The 2,252-nt window shown below is 41.9% G+C and carries 2 protein-coding genes and 1 pseudogene; all 3 read left to right on the top strand.

Annotation, left to right across the window (positions count from 1 at the left end):
* The first annotated feature begins 158 nt into the window (after nucleotides 1-158).
* Nucleotides 159-797, top strand: a complete 639-nt coding sequence (locus QT996_RS28290; RefSeq protein ID WP_333050806.1) for an ISAs1 family transposase — start codon at nucleotides 159-161, stop codon at nucleotides 795-797.
* 15 nt (nucleotides 798-812) lie between these two features.
* Complete coding sequence (locus QT996_RS28285) at nucleotides 813-1,406, top strand: ISAs1 family transposase (RefSeq protein ID WP_333050805.1); 594 nt, start codon at nucleotides 813-815, stop codon at nucleotides 1,404-1,406.
* Nucleotides 1,407-1,684: 278 nt separating this feature from the next.
* Nucleotides 1,685-2,170, top strand: a pseudogene (locus QT996_RS28280) (IS1634 family transposase); the annotation flags it as partial.
* Between the last annotated feature and the right edge of the window lie 82 nt (nucleotides 2,171-2,252).

The following is a 2,252-nucleotide window of genomic DNA, read 5'->3' as shown; positions in this document are numbered from 1 at the left end:
GCTTAAGCTTCGGTGCGCCTACCTTAACGGATCAATATCCGTTTGATGCTCAAAAGCGCAAAACCGGGATGCTCCCCATCCGGCGATTATGCTGGTCACGGCTTATATTGTCGAGCGGGGCTTGATTCTAGAACCCTACGAACTCGAGTCGAAAACGAATGAAATCACTGCTTTGCCTGCCTTCATCAAAGAGATGGCATTACAAGAAGTGGTGTTCGCTTTTGATGCCATCAGCACCCAAAAAAACAGCGACTGCAATCATTGACAGCCATAACGACTATATCGGTGCACTCAAAGGCAATCAGTCAGGCTTACTTGCAGCTGTAGTAGCCAATTTTCAACCACAAGCAACGACCCAACAAATCAATAAAGGGCATGGTCGCATTGAAAAACGCACCGTCAGCATTAGTCATATCCTTGATGGAATTCCCGATTTCCCTGGACTACAAACCTTGATTCGAGTTCAGTCCGAACGCCTTGTGCATCGGGCGACCATCTTTGAAGTCTCCACCGAAACTCGCTATTACGTTGCCTCATTTATCGATACGGTTCAAGCTTTTGCAGCACGAATTCGAGGGTACTGGGGCGTTGAGAACAAAGTCCATTATGTTCGAGACGTAACTCAAGGCGAGGATGCTTCTGGTATTCGCACCCCACCACTGGTGCAAATTTGGGCAATCGCCCGCAATTTTGCCCTCAATTTGTACCGAGATAACGGTTTTAATAACATGGCTCAAGCGCAACGAAGTGCTGGCTTTAATCTTAACACACTCAAAATCTTGTTCAGAATGAAATAGCCCTGGGTGCGATCGATGGCGAAAGGGTTTACTTCGACTTTAACTTCCCAACAAAAAACAATAGGTGTATCGAATCCGACCGACTTATTGAACGTTAGTTTTTTAAACCATTTTGAGACATGGATCGATCCAAGAATAGAAAGAAGTAAAGAGCATTTACTAATAGATATTGTAGCCATTGCGATTCTAGCTGTCATCAGCGGTGCGGATGGATGGGGAACAATAGAACTCTATGGAAAAGCTAAATATGAATGGCTAAGAGGTTTCCTGAAACTGCCGAATGGAATTCCTTCTCATGATACATTTAGTCGAGTATTTGCTCGACTTGAACCGAAGCAGTTTCAAGAGTGTTTTTTGAGTTGGGTAAATTCAATTACCAAAAAATTGGAGCTAGAAGTCATAGCCATTGATGGCAAAACAATGAAACAATCTTATGACCGGAATCAAAGCCAAAAACCGTTACATATAGTCAGTGCATTGTCGGCGTCCCATCAATTAGTTTTAGGGCAAAAAAAAGTCAATAATAAATCCAACGAAGTGACAGCGATTCCGGCTTTATTACCCACATTCCGCACCCCCAACTGGCACATAGGCAGATTGAGGGGGTAAAAGTAAATCATCCGAGACCATCATGAGTAGAAATACTCAATTATCTCGGTCACTCAGCATTGCCCAGTAGTCCATTCGGGAAAATTGACGTGAGGGCGTGAGTTAAATCTGATATCAGTTAAAATTGCGAGCGGTAAAAAACCAAGTTTATTAGGTATCCGTAACGCGCTCACCTGACGAAAAAGCGTTAATTGCGCTCGCCAATAGTAACAAATCATCACCAAAAATAGTGTAAACTGGCGATCGCGATGAACAATCAAATCAGGATTCAGCAGCCCATGCAGAAAGCATCTGAGATGAAAGTAGAAAACCTAGATCATCTGGGCTTGATAGCCGGTCTAATTGATGAAATAGGAATTGTCCAAAAAATCAATGAATTAGTAGGCGAACAACTGGGCGATATAGTCAGTCCCGGCCTGGTAGTTACAGCCATGATTATTAATGGATTAGGGATGGTTTCCGCCCCATTATATTTATTTTCTAAATTTTTTGAAGGGAAAGCAATAGAACATTTACTGGGAGCAGGGATTCAAGCATCACATTTGAATGATGACCGTTTAGGCAGAGTATTAGATAAATTATATTTGGCAGGAATTACGGAAATATTCACAACTATTGCCCTGTCAGCCGCTCAAAAATTTGAGATAAATACCGACACATCTCACCTCGACTCAAGTTCATTTCATCTACATGGCAAATATGAGCACGAATTGCCATCAGTATCTTTTTTTAGAACAGAAACCGATAGAAATCAATTAGATAATTTATCAATAGACCTCTTGCGAAAGTCTCAGGCGATCTCTAATTTAGTCTTTAAAGAAAGTTCATAATTATAAATGCCAGCGA

This window comes from Microcoleus sp. S13C4, from assembly GCF_036700865.1.
In the GTDB taxonomy this organism is placed as follows: Bacteria; Cyanobacteriota; Cyanobacteriia; order Cyanobacteriales; family Microcoleaceae; genus Microcoleus.
The sequence above is the reverse complement of the archived record's forward strand: the minus strand, read 5'-3'. Positions and strand labels throughout refer to the sequence as shown.